Annotated in this window: 6 protein-coding genes; 5 read left to right on the top strand and 1 reads right to left on the bottom strand. The window is 40.5% G+C overall.

Annotation, left to right across the window (positions count from 1 at the left end):
* Nucleotides 1–9: 9 nt before the first annotated feature.
* The 4 genes from I7804_RS13945 (at nucleotide 10) to I7804_RS13930 (ending at nucleotide 12,011) form a co-directional block, all read left to right on the top strand.
* A complete protein-coding gene (locus tag I7804_RS13945) occupies nucleotides 10–573 on the top strand; it encodes a pilus assembly FimT family protein (RefSeq protein ID WP_248403925.1) in 564 nt (187 codons plus the stop codon).
* 79 nt (nucleotides 574–652) lie between these two features.
* Nucleotides 653–1,390 (top strand): type II secretion system protein, encoded by a 738-nt coding sequence (locus tag I7804_RS13940; RefSeq protein WP_248403924.1) that lies wholly within the window; start codon nucleotides 653–655, stop codon nucleotides 1,388–1,390.
* 117 nt (nucleotides 1,391–1,507) lie between these two features.
* The gene (locus I7804_RS13935) at nucleotides 1,508–11,401 is read left to right on the top strand and encodes a DUF5057 domain-containing protein (RefSeq protein ID WP_248403923.1); all 9,894 of its coding nucleotides are present in this window, start codon (nucleotides 1,508–1,510) and stop codon (nucleotides 11,399–11,401) included.
* A gap of 310 nt (nucleotides 11,402–11,711) precedes the next feature.
* Nucleotides 11,712–12,011, top strand: coding sequence for a hypothetical protein (locus I7804_RS13930; RefSeq protein WP_110073155.1), 300 nt, complete (start codon nucleotides 11,712–11,714; stop codon nucleotides 12,009–12,011).
* 104 nt (nucleotides 12,012–12,115) lie between these two features.
* On the opposite strand, the gene I7804_RS13925 is transcribed toward I7804_RS13930, so the two are convergent.
* Entirely contained in the window at nucleotides 12,116–13,600 is a 1,485-nt protein-coding gene (locus I7804_RS13925) for a diguanylate cyclase domain-containing protein (protein ID WP_248403922.1), read from the bottom strand.
* A 263-nt stretch (nucleotides 13,601–13,863) separates the two neighbouring features.
* On the opposite strand from I7804_RS13925, the gene I7804_RS13920 reads away from it, so the two are divergent.
* Nucleotides 13,864–15,996, top strand: a complete 2,133-nt coding sequence (locus I7804_RS13920) for a hypothetical protein (protein WP_248403921.1) — start codon at nucleotides 13,864–13,866, stop codon at nucleotides 15,994–15,996.
* Nucleotides 15,997–16,052 lie beyond the last annotated feature (56 nt).

Here is a 16,052-nt window from a genome sequence, read left to right as displayed (position 1 = left end):
TGACGAGAAATGCATAAGAATCCTTATATTAAAAATAAGAATAAATGCATAAATGATAAAGGTGTATCCCTGGTAGAGCTGATTATTATCATTGCTATTATGGCTGTCTTATCTACAGGTCTTATATCCATGATCGGCATCTTGAACGGCCGGGCAGCAAGAGAGTGTGCGCAGGATACCCTTTCGGCTCTGTCCAAGGTCAGAGTATTAACACTTAGTAAGTCAACCGGCGCGCCGGAATCAGGACTATCAGCTGATGCAGATGTATATCTTGAGATAAAACCTGACGGCGGTGGCCGCATATTGATAATGCAGGTCAATAAGAACAAAGAAGGAGAGACAATAGTAGATCAGATAAGTGTAGGCGCGGCCAATGTAGATATCATAGCAGTTGTAGGCGGAAACGAAGTGAACCTTACAGGAACTGACATAAAAATAGCTTATGACAGAGCCACAGGAGCTTTCCTTAAGTATTCAGATGAAGGCTACATGACTAAACTAACATTCAAACAGGGCAAGAGCTATACCATCTACATGACTCCTGCAACAGGCAAGGCTACGATGGAACAGTAGTAGAGGTGTACAAGGAATGCATCAATAAAGAGCAGGTTATAAATGATTTGCAGTTATAAACGGATGAGCATAGTCACTTATGAATAATAACGATAGAACAGATGAACTGAATAAAGGTTTTTCCCTCGTAGAGCTTGTTATAGTGATCGCGATATTGGCTATAGTGGGCCTGATCCTGGGAACGCTCATAACTACAGGAATCAATCTGTATCAGAGACAGAACAAGGATCTAAACCTACAGACAAGGTCCCAGCTATTGCAAAGTCAGATCACGACTTATATAACTAATGCCGATCTTGGCCTTTATATGCCGGAAGGTGCAGATGAAAGTTCTACTATGTTTGCAGTATTGTCAATTGATAATGATTACTATGATAAAAACGTAGGTTCTGCCCAGAAACAGAGCGATTTTGAAAACGGGACGATTCATGCAAGAGCTGCGATCATCGCATATGACAGTGAACAAAGCAAAATCTATTATGTTGCGGGAGCTGACGGTTCAGCAGATGGAATCCCTGTAATAGCAGAATTTGAAGATGGTAAGGTCAAAAAAGTTACTATTACAGATTCCGAAAGTATGTATTCTGACGATATGACTACCTGGCCTGTACTGTCTGATTATGTTTCTGATTTTAAGGTCAAAGTCGTTGATGATGCTAAGGTTGTAAATGTTGAGATGGCACTTGAGTATTCAGAGAGAATCTATACGTATGACTTCACAGTAGCTCTTAGAAATGATACGAGTATGTATGGGCCTAAAAGCAGTGAAGAATCTGAAGGCAGCACAGAAGGATCTGAAAGTGAATATCGGTATTGAGAGTAGAAAAATATGATAATGGAGAAATAAATATACATAAGAAAATCAGAAGGCTAGTGGCATAAATATTCATAACATTTTCTGATAAGACAATTAATGGCCGGGAGGAAGACGGATTTGAAGTATACCTTTAGTCATATTAAGTCATATATTAAGAAGAATCTTAATAAGAAAGTTGTAAAAAGACGCTCTGCCAAAGTACTTGCAACTGTTGTCGCAGGTAGCGTGGTTGCTGTGCTGCCATTTAGTTCTATGAACAGGTCGCTGGCAGCAGCCGACACCTTCATGGATCTTGATGACAGAATTGCAGGATCGTCTGATTTTAGTCTTGTGGAGATAGCAGATGACTACGAACAGGCTTCCATGGGATATTTTGCTTCCGGGTATGAGCCTTTCAGAGAGTATAAGGATGTTAAGGATCAGACTGATGGTTATGAATACAATCCGACAGTTGGTATAGGAGATGTAGTAACTGCGCTTCAGGAAGAGAGCATCATGTCTGCAGATCCTGATGCAGGTGAGACTGACTATCCTATGACTTATCAGCTCAAAGCTTACAATCATGGTGAGCCTCCTTATGTCATCAATGATGCAAATGGCAATCCTGATGATGACTATTATATCCTTAATGCAGGAGCCGGTCTTATCGGCAGAGAACTTGTGCCGGGTTACTATGTCCAGAGTAATAGCGGATACTATTACGAGGATAAAAGTGTAATTGATATACGTGATGCCAAGACTTCCGATAAGACAGATCTTGAGATGACAGGAACCGGAGCAGGGATTAAAGCTACTGTTGTGGGCAAAGGTAATACCATAACCTTCAGCCTTCCTGAAGGCGCAGTTTCAGATACCTCAAAGGCTGTCATCTGGACTATCGGCAGTACCAAGATCATAAATGTTGCAGAACCGACAACTGGCCTTGTAAGTACAGGTAAGACCAAGGACAATCTGTACTTTTTTACCGGTAAAGATGGTGATAAGCCTCTTACGACTATAACAATTAAGGGCCTTGAGTTTGGTAATACCTATGTATCTGCCAAGGTCGTAAGCCTTAATACTTCTGAGATATCCCAGAGCAATATAGATAATATTGAGAACAGGTATGTGGTCTCTGACACAAACGGAGGCTACAGAATTTATAATGCCATGGTCACATGCGCGGAGCCGGCGGCGGAGATCGTTTATTACCTTGGAATCAGTATAGACGGGGAAAAAGATAGTGATGGCAATCCAATATATTATTATAAAAAAATAAATGAAACAGAGAATAAGAAGATCAATCTCTATATTGGCAAAAAAGACGGTATAAAATTAAACGCCTATATTGGCGTCCTTACATCTGAAGGCAAGTTTAAACCGGTATCTAACTATGATACAGGATTTGAGTATACATGGACGAATGCTTATTATGATAATCTTGATATAAACACTACAGATAATACAAATAGTATTGAGACTGTTAATAATAAGCCAAATCAGATTAGTATTGGAAAAAGTATTACATTAAAAGCAAATGCAGCAAATAAATATACGGGACTAACAGTAGAAGCAAAATACAGCGCAAATAACGAGTACAGATATCCAATGCCCGATGCATTCCCGTTTGATGTAGTGGTAGTTGATACATTTTATGCTGTATATAACTACAAAGGTCAGATAAAGGCAATAGATTCGGGCAACTCATCGGGTATACCTACTATTACTATGTCTGAAGATGACTACAATAGTGATACTAATATGTATACCTATACCATTAAATATCTTGGATGGGACGAGAATACATCTTCATTTATTGAACTGTCGCCTGTTGTAGAAGTGGCAAATATATCGGATTCTACTACGGTAGAAGGAATAAGTACAATTCAATTAAAATCAAATGGAGATAACACATATACTCTAGATCTAAAACCAATTGGAACAGGCAATGCATGGGCTAGAGTATCTCCTGAAAAAACATCAGTATCTGATTCTGATAGACTTAGGTTTGAACTGAATTATATATCTACTGTACGAGATAATAAGAATAATTATTATCATAGCGGCGATTATATAGGGGTGACGGAAAGCGAAACAGTAGAAACACAAGAGGGGCAGAAAATCGCCTATAAAATAGATCTGACTGCAAGTGTGATTAACAAAGATGATACGCTTAATCATGTTTCTAAGAATTCATCTTTATATAGGTTCGAATGGCGTGTTGACAAAAACGATGTATCTAAAGAAATACTTGAAAATAATACGGCGCGTTTTACATATACTGGCAATATTACTGATTATAAAGTAAAAGTTGATGTCGAAGTCTATAATAATGAGACAAACACGCATATTGAGAATTTTGACTCAGTTTATTATCTTTTGTTCAATTTTACCGGAGAGACGTTGTTATATGCGGAATATAACGGCTCCTATTATAATGCGTCTAAAAATCGTGTATCCAGCACTAACCCTATAAAAGTTACCAATAAGGACGAAACAGCAGTAATAACAGGGTGTGTTGGTAGTGTTGTTACTGTTGATAACGAAGAAGTTTTTGTTAAGAAATCCGGTACCTATAGTTATACATGGGTAGTAAATACAGACACAGGTGTTCTTACTAAATTAAACAAATTAGAGGAGAAAAATTCATCAGTAAAGCTTGGCGCAAATGAAACAGGGGTATATTCATTTGATCTTTCAGTAAATGATTCTTCTATTGATCCTAATACAGGAAGGTTTTATATTTCGTTCTCGTTTTATAACGTATACTCTATCTCTGCCTCTGCAACATTTGATTCAGAAGAAGAGATTAGTGGAACCTATTATCCTTCAGAAAAAATGACTTTAGGAACTTTAGGAACATTTTATGTTGGTTCCTCAAATGAGAATTTTGAAGTTAAGCCTTCATCAAAGTTTACAAGTATTTCAAATGTAGACGAGCCATATGAAGGTTATGTTACAGTTAGTGACATGGCAGAGTATGGAGGTAATAATCCTAATATCAAAGCGGCTAAAAAACTAGTAGTTAATCTCTCTAAAAGCGGTATCCTTACTCTTGTATTAGGGCCAGAAAATAGTAGCAATACAGATGATTATCTGACGCTGGTTTTTTCATCGGTTGTTATATATAAAGTAGATGGAGTATTACTTACAGGAGGTGAATCAGGAACAAGTTATACTCTGGATGAAGTTAATTTTGCTAACAGTAAAACGATTATATGTATCATTGGTTCTAACTGCGCAAATTTAGAAAAAGGAGAGATTACGGCAATCTCTGGGGATAGTTCTAAGTGTACGGTTAACATAAAAAATCATACAGCAGTATCAGGCGATTCGGATATACAATATGAAGATATATTATCCATAACAGTTACAGATACTGGAAAATATAATATTAGTATTAGACCAGAAAGTGATACAACTGCAGCAAATGCTCTTACACTTACAATTAGTGCGAATAAGGTAGAGCTTCATACATCCATGTATTACTCCACCTATGACTCAGAAGGTATCGATGACATAGATGACATTGACAGCGCACCTACGACAAGTGAAGAGGAAGAAGATCTCGAAGCAGGTGACGAGCATACTGTTACTATGTCCCTTAGCGAGATAGCTAACTTCGTACTTGAGACCAATATGCAGGTTGATATAGAACAGTCATTTGAGGTTGATGAGAACGCAGGAAGTGGCTCAAATTCAAATGGCGGCTCTGAAGATGACGAAGATGACGAGGATTCTGATAAGAGTAGCTCTGACACAGATACATCAGGTGGAGACAACGGATCCGGAGGAGAAGGTGGCTCATCAGGTGGTGGTAGTGGAGCAGGAGAAAATGGCGACTCGTCAGGTGACGTTAATGAATCCGGAGGAGACCGCGGCTCGTCAGGTGACGGTAATGAATCCGGAGGAGACGGCGGCTCGTCAGGTGACGATAATGGATCTGAAGGAGATGGCGGCTCATCAGGTGGTGGTAATAACAGCGGAGGAGAAGGTGGCGACGACTCATCTGATGGTCAGGCAAGGCTTGATAATTATAGCCAAAACAGTGGCAGACTCTATATGACTGCGACAGCAGCTGGTGAGGGCGGAAGCAGCTCAGGCTCTGGGGATCAAGGCTCATCTGATAATGATGGAGGCAGCGGCTTAGGCTCAGACGATGGTGGTAATGGTTCCGGGTCAGGTGATAATGGCAGCGGCTCGGGTTCTGACGGAAGCGGCTCCGGATCAGGTAATAACGGCGGAAGTAGTGATGGTACAGGATCTTCCGGCTCTGATTCTGGTGCAGATAATACAGGTAATAAAGGCGGATCAAGTTCTGATAACGATTCTAAGATCGGCAATACTGCAGATGACTCTAATAAAGACGATTCCGGTAAAGATGGCTCTGCTAAAGACGACTTTGATACAGAAGATGACGAAGACTTAGAGGATAAAGAAGGTTCCGGCAAGTCAGGAAGTAAAGATATATCCGGAGATACAAGTGTAAAGGAATCATCAGTAGATGATGAGACATATACCTATACTCTTCCAATCATTCCTTCAGAGCCCGGTATATATACTATTACTTTAAAACCAGCTGGAAGTGATGACGAGTCCGAGTATATCACTATCAAGATCGTAGTTATCGCTGATGAAGAAGATGGCGAATCTACCGGCTCTAAGAAGTCTACAAAGTCATCATCATCTGCGTCAGCAAGCACAGGTAGTAGCGACGATGAAGCGGATGCTGCAGGCTCAGCTTCTACAGAGAGTTCTGCGGACTCTTCAAAATCATCTTCCGGTTCATCTGATGAATCTACTAGCTCCGGGTCAGCGTCAACAGGCAAGACTTCTTCGGGATCAGGTGCGGGCGGATCAGGTAGCAGCGCAGGTGGTTCAGGCTCTGGCGGAAGTACAGGAAGTACAGGTTCTGGCGGTAGCTCGGGAAGTACTGGCTCCGGCGGTAATACAGAAGGCTCAGGTTCCGGAGATAATACACAAGAACCAAGTCAGGACAATAATACAGATAATACTACTAATAATAACAATAATACAGACGGCGGATCCGGTGACAATAACAATAATGGAGATGGCAACGAATCAGGCAATAATTCAGGCGGTGATGGAGATGGCGGCAGCTCAGGCGATTCCGGCCTGTCAGGAAGCGCCAATGCATCAGAAGGAAGCGGATCTTCTGATACTATCAATGATCAGGGAACACCTGCGTCTTCCGAGCCTTCAGGACTAAGACACCGCAATGTGATGATAGCTACAGGAACCGGTACAGGCACAGGTACAGACACCGGTTCAGGCACAGGGACCGGAACAAATACCGGATCAGGTACAGACTCCGATACTGACGAGATAGTTGACAGCACACAAAAGTATGACAATGCCAAAGAGATGGAAGGGGGATACTATGTCCTTAGCTGCGCCGAAGATGCTTCGCTACTTAGCGGCGTAGCAGAAACTGACAGGTACAATTTCTCACTTACAAAGCCAAGCAGCGGCAAATATTTTGCAGGATACGGCTACGCCTACTACATCACGATCAATCATGACTGGCTCAAATACTACGTATTTGGTGATGATGAGACTAGGACTGATGACAACAATGTCAATCTGACTTTGTATCTGTATACTCTTTGCGATACTTTTGATAAGGAACGTGAAGGTTATAATGAGGAGATAAATGATATCGTAGGTTCCATAACAGATGCAGATCTTGTATATCTGTCTGCTGATGGTATGACATTAGATGGTAAGAGCGCGATAGGAGATGGTGAATCTGATACCAGGAAGATCTACGATATCCCTGTTGACTGCGCAAGGCAGATACTTACAAGCTCATACTCACAGTCAGGTACTACAGGAGTATACCCACAGGCGGTTATTGTTAATAGAAGTATATATGACAATAATGCAGCTTCTGCCCTTAACTCTAAGGCTTCTACGTATTACGCACTTTCAAGATTTTTGATGACTGATATTAAGGACAATATCATCCTTAATACGCCTGGCCTTTCAAGCGATGATGATGGTACATTTACGTCTTCACTTGCAGGTATTTCAAACTATACCTCTTTTTCTACAGGAAGTAGTAATTATGAGGCTTCCAAGGACGTAACCAAGGTAAACGGAGCATATAATTATAAGAATATATATATTGGAAAATATAATACCGGCGACTTCACCAGCAGTTTCGGTGTAGAGTACAAGAATGTTCCGGAAGTCTTCAACAGAAGTTTCGCCAAGACCTATACCAATCCGATGATATCATCGGGTTTTGAAGAGCTGCTTGAATTCATAATAAGAGAGAACGTATACAGAGGCCGTAAGAGTATAGGCAATATGAGCTATACCATCAGCCCGTCTGTGGTAGTTCAGTATATACTTATTTTCTCAGGAAGTGATCTGACTTTGTATAAGTCGTCAATCCGTGTCCTTGAGCTTGAGCCTTGCTATGCTTTCAAGTACTTCCAGTATGATGACGGCGGAGCAGATGTTGAGTACAGGCAGGCTCAGAGGGCTGAAGTCTTCGCAGAGAAGTTTGCACCTAATCTGTCACTTCTTGAAGACCCTGATTATATGACAGGTACCTTCTCACAGGGAAGTGCTGCCCAGACGACTATCCTTAACAGGATCAAGATAACAGGTATGACAACATCTGAGTTTGCAGGCATAATCGGTGATCCTTGCGAAGATTATGATGTTATCTATATAGGATCACAGACAATTGATACTGCCGTTTATACTTATGGAGTTACTAACCAATCTGTCACTACGTATTATTATGGTATCAAAAATGCGACTAAGGCTATCATGAACATTAAAGATACTACGGAGCAGTGCACGGGAATGCCGGAAACTGTGACCGGAATCGAGGATAATAATGGCAGAACTTGGGAGTGGTACGTTGAAAACAAAGTCAGCGACAGTTCTGGCCGTTGGCGTTTAAGAAACAATAATGGCAATTACAAATCTAATAAGGGAGTACCTTCTACACTTAGCTATACAGCTAATGATGGAACAGTATATAACTGGAATGGTACTAAGTGGTATAAGACAAGTAAGTATTCTGTTTATAACAGTTCTAATATGAATGGTATACTATATACCCACGTTGGCGATTCTATGAATGATAGTGCTATGTATGTCGATGGTGCAGATTTTGGATCAGTTGCTGTCACACATAATACATCTGTGAACCTCAGGCTGTCCGGCAATGATATCACAAGCATTCAGGAAAAAGAGCTTGAGAACTTCTTAGAGCTTGGCTACCCGGTAATAGTATCTGATGACCTTTTTACTTTTAATACAAATCTTAATGGAAATGGACTGGAGTCTATCATTGTACCAAATGGAATAAGTGCAGGTGCTTCTAAATTAACAACTACATCCGGAACATTTGCAGGAAGACTAGATACCAATTCCCAGATGTACAAGTTCGTCAAAGCCGGTATGGGTGATAGCTTTAGCAGCAGGAAGTATACTAATTTCGTGACGGAGACAATGGGATCTAAGTTCACAGATCTTATAACAGAGGGTCTGAATAAGTCTAAGCTTACCGTGGATGTAACATCTGTTCCTACAGAATATGTAGCTGTTACAAATGGTAACATATTAGATCCTAATCAGTGTGTATTTCTATCGCCGGGGTCTGACGGACAGTATTATCTGGATTTTGACTTTATGATCACGGATGTAGCTAACCCGGATCTTTTGGATGCTACATATTCTGTACAGCTATTCCTTGACAGTAATGGCGATGGACGATTTGCAGGATCTACAGATGAGACCAAGTCCAACGATCAGATTGATAAGACTTTTACAGAAGAGATCATGAACCTTTCTATAACTGGCGGTTCTACTACATCTCTTATGCCTTATACAACTTATCATCTGACAAGACAGCTTCCAAACGGATATTATGGAAGTGTTGCATGGAAACTCAAGATTACCAATAACAAGCCCAATAGTGAGAATGCATCTCTGTGTTCGCATGATTCGATAAGCGGTATCTGTGCTGTTATCCCATCAGGTGCAGAAGAGAGAGTTGAGATTAATGTACTGCAAGTATTCCCGTATATTCCTAACAGTACAAGTGCTGGCGGAGGTTCAGATATAGCCAAGACTTATGATATATCCGGAGCTGTAAGCAGAGACTTGTCGTATCAGCAGTATTATAGCCCTTCAAGCGACTGGTACAGTATGCTTGAGAATATACCTGGATATGATGTCAATATTTATTCTATAAGTTCATATGATTTTGGTATAGCTTATGAAAAGAATTATGATGCATCTAAGATCACAGAAGAAAGCGATATCCTTGAAGTAGAACTTGAAGGAGGTCACCTTGTATCGCCGACAACTATAGCAGGTAATTTTAATGAAGCAATAGATAGAAATGGTGACGGAGATACTGATGATGCCAATGAAAGACCGACAGGCCCGACTCAGCTTTCATCTTACGATATGATCATAGTAGGATTTACAGACATGTTCCCTAATATTCCTAATGAGAATGCTGTAAAGTCCCTGGTTACATATGGAAAGAGTGGACGCGCGATGCTCTTTACCCATGATACTACTTCGTGGATATATGATACTTCCTTGTATGGAAGAGCCGGACTTAATGCTAACCTTGCAGGCAGTAGTTACAGGCAGTTTGTAATACAGTCCCAGTGGTCAGATTGGTTTGCAAGTTCATATCTGAGTAACGCAATAAGAGATCTGTGTGGTATGGACAGGTTTGGATATGTAGGTGCCAATAATGTGTATGGAAGTGCCTATAGTACAGTTTATGATCCATCCCCATATCTTCCAAATTCAGGAAATGCGCTTTCCGGATCATATAAACTTGCAACTACTAATCATTCAATATTTGGTTCGAATACTTATAAGAATCTTGCAGTTGGAGGTTACACTAACAGAAACTCTAATAAGAATGCATACTATGTGTCACTTGTTAATGAAGGTACTATTTCCAAGTACCCATATGATCTGGAAGATGAGATGTTCGTAGCAAGTACCCATGGTCAGTACTTCCAGCTGAACCTTGATATGGACAATAATGCTGACGGAGAAAGTGATATCACAGTGTGGTATACACTTGACAGCCGAGATATGGATACCAATGGAAACGGTACTGTAGAGCCCGGAGAACATGTTCAGAATTTCGTATCCACATATACCAAAAACGGAGCCAATGATGTATATGAGGCATCACCTCATGATGTAAGAAACAACTATTATATATACAACAGGGGTAATATATCATATTCAGGTGTAGGGCACAGTGCAGTAACTCAATGTACAACCCCTGAAGTACAGCTCTTTATTAACACCATGATCATGGCATATAACTCCGGTGTTAAGGCTGCAAGTATATCCATAACAGATGAAGCCTTCAGTAAGGAGCTGACAACAGATAAGCTTCCATATGATGCTTATGCACAGGAGATGTATGTAACAGATGAGCAGGCCAATACTGCTATTAATGAAGAAGGGGATACAGTAGATTCACTTAATGTAGATGCATACTATCCTGTATACTTCTCTCTGACTGACCTTAATGTAGGAATTAAGACGCAGAATATCAGAGTCAATTTCAGCTATGGTATGAGAAGCCAGCAATATACGAATTATAATTCACAAACGCTCACCTATGCTCTTGGACCGTATGGAGCATCCTACAGCTCGTCAACAACGCCTGCTGCTCCATATCCTGCATATCTGTGCGCAGATACTAACGGCAATGGAATCATAGAAGATGGAGAGAAGACCAGATTGACGGCAGGAGGAGATGGATACTATCGTATCTATAACGGCGAGCGAACGTCCAATGCCTTTGTGACCTATTACATAGAAGTTGACATTCCTATATATGACCTTAATAACAACGGCTCCGGAGTTGCGATGGGCGAGTCGGACACCCTCGATATCTACGTACATGCAGCCCTTACAGGTGAAGTCAATGGCGTAACATCTACCGTACACAGCACCGACTCCATGTCGCTGCTAAGGCAGGAACTTTATGATCTGGATTAAAGACGGGAGAATAGCCACGATATAAAGAATATAAGAGTAAGTGCCTCAGAACTTGAAAATTGCGGCGATATAAAGATTCAGGTATTTCTTACTTCTGCATGAATACTGGCTTTATCAGGCGTTATCATAAAAACGTTACTACATTACAAAAAACAGATAATTTAAGTGTAGGAATTCGCACTGATGCCATGTATAATGACTTTGGGTCAAGAACATTTTTTGACCCGGTAATCGTAGTGATGATTCCGAAAGATGTTTGGAATTTCGGGATTATCTGGCTTTTTTCCAAGGATGAAAAGGGGGAATAAGGATGTCGACAATAATCGAGAACAAAGAGCAAAGAGTAGCGCAGACCAAAGTTAACGGTATGGGAGATCTTGGTATGGTCATCAAGGGCTACTGTGACAGCATTGGACTTGATAGACCCGAGAAGGTAGTAGAAGTACTTGCAAAGTACGGCGTAGAGATGACACCGGAATGCGTAGAGGATTTCTATAGCGGAGATTATGATCTTACACTTAAGGAGTTTGGAGCATTCCACAGCATTTTAAATCTTAATGGCAACGACCTTTTTGAAAAGGTTGGTAAGCTCCACGGCTTAAATGCATAATTAGCATAATCCCAGAGTAAAAGAATAAAAAGGGCTAATCCTTTAAATACCATTTAATGGAATTTGGGATTGGCCTTTTTCTATTGCTGTATATTGTCAGTGCTTCATGAGACGGCATTCGCTTCATCTGGTATAGCTACAAACATTCCAACATAAGATATAGGAACACCATTGTCTCTTCTGAGAAGTTTGCCGATGGCATGGAATTTGCGCCATTGACCGTCTTTGGTCTTAAATTTATATTCAACATCATAGGTCTTTTGATTAGTATAATCTGCAATTGTATCGTTGAATTCTTTAAGAACTCTTTCTTTGTCATCAGGGTGCAGACGATCAGACCAGGATTCAAGCTCGTTAGGGAAGTCGCTTTCATCGTCAAAGCCTATCATCTTCCGAAACTGCTGGCTCCACTCGACTTTGATCATATTCCCTTCTTCATCAAAATCCATTCCCCACATCCCGGAATTCAGGGCTTCATGAATTACTTCAATAGTAGCTTGCTTCATGGCTGCGATGTTCTTGATATTGGTGTGCTTGATCTGTGCCTTGTTTTTGTACATCTTTTGATCTGCATCAGTCATTGCAGAGTCGATCGTTTCTGATCTGTCTGTCATAGTGTATCCGAAGGCACATACATAAGGTGTCTTGGACAGTTCCTTTTTGATAAGCTCCAGGTCATTTTTGACATAATCTTCATCCTTGGCATAATAGAATATTGCGAATTCGTCGCCGCCTATCCTATATACATTCTTGGCTCTTTCGCGCTTGAAATTAAGGCACCTGCTAACTGTCTGAAGAGCTTCGTCACCGGCTTTGTGGCCCATCGTATCATTGATTTTCTTTAAATCATTCATATCAACTGATGCGACAGCACTTATTCTTTCTCTGCCCTTTTTAGAATCAGCATAGTAGCATTGGCGATTCATAAGCCCTGTAAGCGGATCCATCTTGGAAGTGTTCATGTATAGGAACAGATAATATAGTATCAGAACGGATGCAAAGAGAGTACTGTAGTCAGTATCAACATCTACGACTACGTGTAATATAACTCCCATAAGTGAGAATACAAGCGTGAAGAAGATTCCTTTTCTGGCCTTTCTGTAAAAAAGAGAGAAGTTCTCTATAAGGTAGATTCCAAGAGCAAAGGCATAAAAGAAAAACAGGATATAGGGATAATATCTGAAAAAGCTATTCACAGTTTTATACACATTGTCTTCGGTATACCAGAAAATAAGATGAGTCCACTGAGAAGTATATATAAGAGGGATACTTATTGTAAGAGGTATGTGGATCCACATTTTCTGCTTCCGGATACCTTCACCCATGCCTATTATGCCTATCATTATAGCCGGATGGAGCAGATAGATAGTAGAAGAGAGTATAGGCCTTGCTATAGACAAGGTTTCAAAGCTTCGTGTCCAGAGTTCTAAAGACCATAGAACTGACTCTGTGAAGATCAAAATGATGACAATCCTTGTCGCCAGTATGGTCTTTTTGGTCAGATGGATTCCGGAATCCATCAAAAGCCACAGACCAATAAGTTCAGCAAGCATTATATAATGATCTAGCAAGAACTCTAATATATACATCACAATAACCTCCATAAACTCATGCGACATGCAAAAAGGTGGCCGATGAGCCATCAATGATGGAGCATTACATTATCACAAGATATGATCACACATAGTGCTACTTCTATTTCGACATAAAAAGGGATAATTATTAGTAAAATTTATCATGAAGAAGGGATTTAATTAATGAACTAAATAAATTCCGGGAAAATGCCGAAATAGAAAAGAATACTAATATTTGTTTTTTTATTCAATCAATATTTGTTCATGAAGGGATGGTCATGGATACTTTACTTACCGGTAATGCTAATGCTATTTCTGATGAAAATATTGTAAAGATTTTTGGAGACGATACCGTTATAATCGCAGATCCTTCTGTGACACCTAGAAAAGAAGGACATATCAGGTGGATACCAATTTCTCCATTGGACGACAAATTTAAGAAGCTCTTTCTGACATATGGTTTTGAAAGAGTGATCTTTTTGTCTCGCTATACAGAACCCGGATTTGTTCCTTATGACGAAATCTACAGGCTTGATGCGATATTGTCACTTGTAAGACAGATAAAGCTCAGACAATTCATCTTCATAGCGCCATACCTTTCGGAAGAGGAAGAGGGCAGTGATAAGGGAATCATACTTCGCGGCATTATCGAACTATTGGAATATTACCGCGATACGTATGGCTTTACACTTAAGATAATCTATAGTCCCGGTATAGTGGGACATCTTCACAAGGGAGGCTTTTTTACAGGTTTTTTTACAGATATCAAAAATAAAAAGAAAGTCATACTTGATAAGACTGCAGGCTCAAGGCTTATGTTCATAAGTCATGAGGACTTTTCTACGTTTATGTACAGGCTCCTTGACGACTGGAGAGATGTAAGTGAATCTATACATCTGCTTCCTTCCGGCTATGAGACTACAGATGATCTGATATCTTCTGTTAAGAGCCTTGTCCCTGATGCTGATATTATGCCTGCACCCGGGGCATCAGATAACTATCTTGAGCCTGAAGAAAGGATTGCAAGAGAACGCTACGGCTGGTTTGCCCTTCAGAAAACTACAGATATGGTTCCCGGGCTTTACAAGGAATTTACTGAAAATGAGCAGAAAAAGCTTGGCTTTTTTGAAAGGCTTAGGTCAAGAATACGTCTTCCTCAAAAGATCCTTATGGTGATCGAGCTGATCATAGGAGCATTTATAGTAGAGCTTTTTGTTAATATTTCAAGGTCTAGTGTACAGTTTAGGCTTATCGATTTCAGGCTGGTATTTGTAGTCATAATGTCAACTATATGGGGGTCTACTGCCGGTTTTATCGCAGCGTCCCTTATGGTCGCATCTCTTGCTCTTGCCTATTATATGAACGGAACAGAGTGGCTTATGCTCTTCTATGATCCCGGCAACTGGGTTCCCTTTATATTGTTCTATATCACAGCTGCTATCTGCGGTTATACACGTCAGAGAAAAGAAGACGAGGCAGAATTTGTACGTGATGAGAATACAAAGCTTACAAATGAAAATGCATTCGTATCAGATCTTTATGAAGAAGCTCTTCAATACAAGAATGAATATAAACAGAATCTCACTTTGTCCAGGCAGGGTTTTGGTCGTATATTCGATGTTGTAACAAGGCTTAATCAGTCTAGATCTGAGCTTATATTCGCTGAGTCTATCCCTGTAATAGAAGATATCCTTGATAATCACTCCATAGCTATCTATACGATATATGATGCTGCTGCAAGGTTTGCAAGACTTGAAGTTGCATCCAAAGGCCTGGCAAAGCGGGCCAAGAAATCACTGGATCTGTCAGAATATGCAGATGTGATAGAAACTCTGAAAAAAGGTGAACTATGGATCAACAAAAAGCCTCAGGAAGGACAGCCCTGCTACGTGGCAGGTGTTCTTAATGACGGTCATGTTACTGTTTTCATAGCTATATACAATGTCGCCTTTTCTCAGATGAGTGTGTATTATGCGAATCTTATCCGCGTACTTGCAGGTCTCCTTGAGAACTTCATAGTCAAGGCATGGCAGTACCAAAGTGCTGTAAGACAGCGTGAATTCTATAACGGCGGCGGTATTATGTACGAAGATTACTTCCGTATGCAGCTCAAAGTCCAGCGTGATATGTCTGACAACGAGATCACCGACTACAGACTCTTCAAGATTGACGGAGAAGGAAGAAGCGCAGACGAGTGGGAAGCAATACTTCGTGGCAAGACCAGATACAACGACTCCATCTGCCTTGGCAACGATGGCAACATCTACATCCTTGCAACGCAGGTTGATGAAAAAGGAGAAGAGATCATATTAGGAAGATTCGAAAAAGCAGGACTAAAATGCAGCAAGATCGACGAAATGTATCCGCTAGATGATCCAAAAGAAGGCGGAGAATCAAAAGAAAGTAAATAATCAATTCTTCGGGGGTCCTGCACTGACCAAGCGGCACAACTTAGATATTACAGTTA

This window comes from Butyrivibrio fibrisolvens (assembly GCF_023206215.1).
Lineage (GTDB): Bacteria > Bacillota > Clostridia > Lachnospirales > Lachnospiraceae > Butyrivibrio > Butyrivibrio fibrisolvens_C.
This window is presented reverse-complemented; position numbering and strand designations above follow the sequence as displayed.